The sequence below is a fragment of the Streptomyces sp. ID05-39B genome, from assembly GCF_033794725.1.
Taxonomy (GTDB): domain Bacteria; phylum Actinomycetota; class Actinomycetes; order Streptomycetales; family Streptomycetaceae; genus Streptomyces; species Streptomyces bobili.
In genome coordinates this window covers 1-5,486 of sequence record NZ_JARGEF010000373.1, presented here as the reverse complement: position 1 = coordinate 5,486, position 5,486 = coordinate 1, and the positions used below count along the sequence as shown (strand labels likewise).

Here is a 5,486-nt window from a genome sequence, read left to right as displayed (position 1 = left end):
GGCTTGGGGGTGGGCCTGGAGTCGCGCTCGGAGTCCGGCTCGTGCTCGGGCTCGTGCTTGGGCTCGGGCTTGGCTTCCGTGGCCTTCGCGGCGGCGGGCCCGGCGGGCTTGGCCTTGGGGAGGTCACCCAGCTTCAGCATGGTGGTCGGCTGATCGACCTCCCGCTCGGCAGGCGGCCGTACGGTCGTGAAGACGGCGGTGGGCTGGTCGACGGGGGAGGCGGGCTCGTCGGACGCCGCGTCCTTGGCGCCCTCGGCCCCCTTCGCGTCCTCGACCGCGTCGCTCTCGACCTCGTCGGCGGTCGTCGCCCACTTGGGCGCGGGCTTGGACGGGCGGTCGGTGGCGGAGTCTTCGGGACGGGAGTCCTCGGGGCCGGAGTCTTCGGGGCCGGAGTCCTTGGGGTCGGTGGCGTCTTCGGCCGCGGCCGCATCCTCCTCGGACTTCCCGGACTTCCCGGAACCTTTCTCCTGCTCGGGTTCTGGTTCCGGTTCCGGCTCCAGTTCCGGCTTCGCCTCGCCCGGTGCCTCGTCCGGCTTCTCGCCCGCCGAGGTCACCCACTGGGCCACGGCCGAGCGCAGCCGATCGTCACGGTCGCCGGCGCCCTCCGCCGCCGTCTCGGCGGCCTCGGCGTCATCCGGGCCGTCCGGGCCGTCCGGGTCCTCCAGGGCGCCCGACGGCTCCTCGGAGCCGTCCGGTGACCCTTCAGGGGCTTCCTCCGGGCTCTCGGCGCTCTCGGCGGCCTTCTCGGCCTCCGTGGAGCCCTCCGGGTCGTCCGAGTCCGCGTCGGGGCTCTCGTCGGGGGTCTCGTCCGCGCTGCCGGCGGAGTCCCCGGCGGAACCCTCACCGGAGTCCTCGCTCGGCTCGTCGTCCACCCGATCGTCCACCCGGTCGTCCGGATCGGCGTCCGTCCGGTCGTCCGCTTCGCGGTCCGCTTCCACGTCCGCCTCGTCGTCCGCCTCGGCGGTCGTCAGCTCCCGTACCGAGAGCACCCGCGTCGCCGTATCCACACCACCCCGGGACCCGGCCGAGGGCGCGGGGGACGCGCTCTCGGCGTCCCGTGCCACCGCGAGCCGCGGATCGCGTGCCTCGGGAACCGCTCCCGCGCTCCCCGACGTCGGTTCTGCCGACGACTCGCGCTGCTTCGACCTGTCGGGGGACTCGCCCGCCACCGATGCCTCCTCGCTGTGCCGCACGCCGACCGCGCGCCTGCCGAAAACCGTGAACCGCCCACCGGGACCCGCCTCGCGGCGGTGTCCGAACCGTGTACCAGTGTCCTGTGTAGTGGGCTTGGCTCCTGCGGTAGACGAGAACGACATACCTACTGGTTCCACTACGAACCGGTCACGCACTCTCGACAGATGAATGTGAGAGGGGTCACCCTGTCATTCATCCACGCGGGGAGGCATGGATGGGCAGGAGCCGCAGAACCATTCCGGAAGAGCTTTTGCTGCTGGCATTGGACCCGGCCACGGGTACCACTGCACAGCCGCAGTCGCTCGACCTTGGTCTGGCCGGAGCACAGCTAGTGGAGCTGGCGCTGGCCGGACGGATAGCCCCGGACGGGGATCGTATCGCCGTGGTGTCCCCACGGCCGACCGGAGATCCGACTCTGGACTGCGCGTTGGAGTTGCTGCGAAGGCGTGGCGCTCCCGTACGGGCGGTTCATTGGATAGGCGGACCCCGACTGGGGCTCCGTCAGACGTACCTCTCGCATCTGGAGCGGTGCGGCATGGTGCATGCCGTGGCGGGACAGATGTGCGGAGTGCTGCCGACGACTCGCTACCAGGCGACGGAGACGGCGATCAGCCGGGAGATCAAGGCCCGGCTGGACACTGCCATCCGCACCGGCGTTCCGCCGGACCCGCGGACGGCGGCGCTCGCCGCGCTGGCGCACGCGGTCGGTCTCGGCAAGCACCTGTACCCGGGGAACGAGGGGCGCTCGTCCCGATCCCGGTTGCGGGACCTGATCAGGCACGACCCCATGGGCGGCCTCGTGGCGCATGCCGTGATGGACGTCCAGAACGGCGCGGTCGCACAGCCGCGTCGTAACCCGGCCCAGGCCGGCCGTCCGGCCGGACCGGGAGGCAGGTCGGCTCCGGAACCCGCCCGTGGCGTTCCGGCGCAACCGCACCGAGGTTCCATGGCACGTGTCGTGGCGCACTGAGCCGCAGTCCCACCGACACGTCGCAGCCATGAGGCCGCAAGGCCGCAAGACCGTCAGACCCGTTCGGGAGCCGCAGCGGCCCGCGCGGGGTGGTGATGTCGTACGTCCCCGTGACGCACGGCCCGCCACCCCGCGCGGACGCATGTCCGGGAACGGCCTGGGTCGGGGCGGCGGCACGGTGGTTCCCGTCAACAGGCCCGCCCCGCCCGCATATCCCTTGTTTTCCAGCGGTAGAAAGCACCTTGGTGGCAGTCTGCTCAACAGCAGATACGCAAAGTGTCAGTTACAGGCACGCAGCCGGAGGTGCACGTCCCGTGACGTCCAATGTCAATCCCACGGTCAGACGACGCCGGCTGGGCCAGGAGCTACGCAAGCTCCGCGAGGACAAGGGCATGACGGCCGAACAGGTCGCCGACCGCCTGCTGGTGTCCCAGTCGAAGATCAGCCGCCTCGAGAACGGCAGACGCAGCATCAGCCAGCGCGACGTGCGCGATCTGTGCGGGGTCTACGAGGTGGAGGACCAGCGGATCGTCGACTCGCTGATGCAGATGGCCAAGGACTCCCGTCAGCAAGGCTGGTGGCATGCCTTCGGCGATGTCCCGTACAGCGTGTACATCGGCCTGGAGACGGACGCGGCGAGCTTGCGCGTGTACGACCCGCAGGTGGTGCCCGGCCTGCTGCAGACCCGTCAGTACGCGGAGACGCTGATCTCGGGAGCGCTGCCGGAGACCGCGCCGACCGAGATCGAGAAGCGTGTGCAGGTGCGCATGCGTCGGCAGGAACGAATCAGCGCGCCGGAGAACCCGCTGCGCCTGTGGACGGTGATGGACGAGGCCGCGCTGTGCCGGATCGTGGGCGACAAGTCCCTGATGCGCGATCAGTTGGATCACCTCGTCGAACAGTCGCGGCTGCCGCACGTCACCGTGCAGGTGATCCCCTTCGACATGGGCGCGCACCCCGGCCTCAACGGTCAGTACGCGATCCTGGAGTTTCCCGACGCGGCCGATTCCAGCGTGGTGTACATCGAGGGTGTCACCAGCGACCTGTACCTGGAGAAGCCGAACGACGTCCAGAAGTACAGCGTGATGTACGAGCACCTGAGGGCGCAGGCCCTGAACGTGGACCAGTCCCGTCAGTTCATCGCCGACATCGCCAAGAAGTACACCTAGAGGGCCAGTTGGACCTTCTGGCCAGGGCAGGGCGGCACGGTACACCCTGACCCGGTCGGGATGGAAGTCCCACCTGGTATATGCCATCCGGTCGAGTGAATAGTCGCTTCGTACACCGATGTTGGCGAGTAGCGTCGATCACGCCATCGAGCAAGACCGTTGGCGGAAACCGTGCTGTGGGCCGCGGTCAGGCCCTCCGCGCGGCGACAGCAACTCATCACATCTGGCAATCCGGAGCAAAAATGGCAATTCGTCAGGGCATCACGGACGCGTGGACCAAGTCCTCCTACTCGACCGGCAACGGCGCGTGCGTCGAGATCAAGTCGCCGATCATCGCGGCCATGGCCGTACGGGACTCCAAGGTCCAGGACGGGCCCGTGCTGGACTTCCCCGCCGACGCGTGGAACGTCTTCGTCGCATCGGTCAAGGCGTAGGGACTCCACAGACAGCGCCACCGCACCCGCGGAACAACTCCATACGCACCACCGAAGGGCCCTCTCGACGAGCTCGCCGTCCTTGCCGAGAGGGCTCGGTCTTTTCTCAGGGACCGGTCAAGGCCTCACCGCACCGGGAACGCCACGTCGCACACCGGGTCCTCGGGGCCCGCCGCGGCCCAGTCGGCGAAGTAGATCTCGCGGCACGGGCCGTCGTACTCCAGATCCTCCCGCGTCATCCACGCCTCCACCGCCTCGAACGCGGCCAGGATCTGGGGGTGCGCGACCTGAGCCTTGCTGATCCGGGTGAAGGCGAGGCGCCTCGCGGGTTCCACGACGACCGCGACCTCCCGTCCGCGCCCCAGCTGCGCCACCCACGCCCGAGCCGCCGCCTCGTCGGCGACCGGCACGCAGGACTCGACCGGTCCGTCGCTCTCCTGCGTCACCTCGGAGTGATAGACGACGAACGGCGCCCCGGCGACGCCCCCGCAGGCCGCCTGCGCGGCCTCCTCCAGCCGGCCGAGCGAGGCGCCGATCCAGGCGGGCAGCTCGTCCGCCAGCACGTGCCGCTTCTCGGTGATCACCACCTGCGCGGGCACCTCGACCGTCTCGACCTCGAACGTTGCGTACATCTCGGAGTTCCTTCCCGACAGACGTGCACGGAGGTACTCGGTGAGGGTGCGCTGGGCGGCGATCCGCGTCTCGACGTCCGCCCAGTAGGCGGTGAGCCGCTCGGCGGCCTCGTCACCGTCCGCCGCGTCGATCACCTCGGCGATCCGCGCGAGCGGCATGTCGAGCTGGCGCAGCAGGGCCACCAGCCGGGCGCGTTCCGCCTGGCCGGCGCGGTAGTAGCGGTAACCGCTCACCTCGTCGACGTGCGCCGGCGTCAGCAGCCCCAGCCGGTCGTACAGCCGGAGTGCCTTGGCCGACAGCCGGGCCCGCGCGGCGAACGCGCCGATGGTGAGGATCGTCTTCTCGTCCACCTGATTCCTCGTCCTCCGTCGCCGGGCGGCCTTCTCCGCCCGGCGACGGGAACGCTCGACTCTGCCCCAGGGGCAAGGTCAAGCGAGCAGGTCAGCCCAGCTGCTTCTCGATGGCCGCGACGATCTCGGCCGACTCCGGCTCGGTCTGCGGCGAGAACCGGGCGGCCACGGCGCCGTCCCGGCCGACGAGGAACTTCTCGAAGTTCCAGCGGATGTCCCCGCTGTGACCCTCACCGTCGGCGAACCCGACGAGCCGCTCGTACAGCGCGTGCCGCCCGTCCCCGTTCACCTCGGCCTTCTCGGTCAGCGGGAAGGTGACGCCGTACGTCGCCGAGCAGAACTCGGCGATCTCATCGGCGCTGCCCGGCTCCTGCCCGAGGAACTGGTTGCAGGGCACCCCGAGCACGGTGAAGCCCTGGGCGCCGTACCGCTCCTGGAGCCGCTCCAGGCCGTTGTACTGGGGGGTCAGGCCGCACTTGGAGGCCACGTTCACGATCAGGACGGCCTGGCCCGCGTACTGCGAGAGGTCCGCGGATCCGCCCTTGAGGGCACCGATCTCGACATCGAGGGGGGAAGCACCGGCATCAGTAGTCATCCCCGGATGCTAGCTCCGCGGGGCGACCGCACGACTTGCGGGGGCTGTCTCCGGTTCCTGCCGGGCCCGCACCAGCACCTCTCCCGCCGCACTGCGCGAATACAGCACCGAGCGCCCCACCCGCCCCCGCTCCCACAGCCC

General features: G+C 70.1%; 5 protein-coding genes and 2 pseudogenes. 3 read left to right on the top strand and 4 right to left on the bottom strand.

Annotated elements, in window-relative coordinates; genetic code table 11:
- A pseudogene (locus tag P1P75_RS39290) lies at window positions 1–1,169 on the bottom strand (hypothetical protein); the annotation flags it as partial.
- Window positions 1,170–1,408: 239 nt separating this feature from the next.
- On the opposite strand from P1P75_RS39290, the gene P1P75_RS39285 reads away from it, so the two are divergent.
- The 3 genes from P1P75_RS39285 to P1P75_RS39275 all read left to right on the top strand — a co-directional run bounded on the left by P1P75_RS39285 (window position 1,409) and on the right by P1P75_RS39275 (window position 3,767).
- Window positions 1,409–2,164 (top strand): GPP34 family phosphoprotein, encoded by a 756-nt coding sequence (locus tag P1P75_RS39285; RefSeq protein WP_073496618.1) that lies wholly within the window; start codon window positions 1,409–1,411, stop codon window positions 2,162–2,164.
- 314 nt (window positions 2,165–2,478) lie between these two features.
- A complete protein-coding gene (locus P1P75_RS39280; RefSeq protein ID WP_086770701.1) occupies window positions 2,479–3,333 on the top strand; it encodes a helix-turn-helix transcriptional regulator in 855 nt (284 codons plus the stop codon).
- Window positions 3,334–3,575: 242 nt separating this feature from the next.
- The gene (locus tag P1P75_RS39275) at window positions 3,576–3,767 is read left to right on the top strand and encodes a DUF397 domain-containing protein (RefSeq protein WP_319264401.1); all 192 of its coding nucleotides are present in this window, start codon (window positions 3,576–3,578) and stop codon (window positions 3,765–3,767) included.
- A 125-nt stretch (window positions 3,768–3,892) separates the two neighbouring features.
- Here P1P75_RS39275 and P1P75_RS39270 read toward each other — a convergent pair whose 3' ends face one another.
- From P1P75_RS39270 to P1P75_RS39260, 3 genes and pseudogenes are all read right to left on the bottom strand, one after another.
- Window positions 3,893–4,750 (bottom strand): MerR family transcriptional regulator, encoded by an 858-nt coding sequence (locus P1P75_RS39270; protein WP_319264400.1) that lies wholly within the window; start codon window positions 4,748–4,750, stop codon window positions 3,893–3,895.
- Between the two features lie 91 nt (window positions 4,751–4,841).
- On the bottom strand, window positions 4,842–5,345 hold the full coding sequence (locus P1P75_RS39265) for a glutathione peroxidase (RefSeq protein ID WP_319264398.1): 504 nt from the start codon (window positions 5,343–5,345) through the stop codon (window positions 4,842–4,844).
- Between the two features lie 9 nt (window positions 5,346–5,354).
- Window positions 5,355–5,486 (bottom strand): annotated as a pseudogene (locus P1P75_RS39260) (transcriptional regulator); the annotation flags it as partial.

Excerpts from the sequence above, each read along its gene's own strand:
- P1P75_RS39285 (WP_073496618.1), top strand. The coding sequence starts at position 1,409 with ATGGGCAGGAGCCGCAGAACCATTCCGGAAGAGCTTTTGCTGCTGGCA.
- P1P75_RS39275 (WP_319264401.1), top strand. The coding sequence starts at position 3,576 with ATGGCAATTCGTCAGGGCATCACGGACGCGTGGACCAAGTCCTCCTAC.
- P1P75_RS39265 (WP_319264398.1), bottom strand. The coding sequence starts at position 5,345 with ATGACTACTGATGCCGGTGCTTCCCCCCTCGATGTCGAGATCGGTGCC.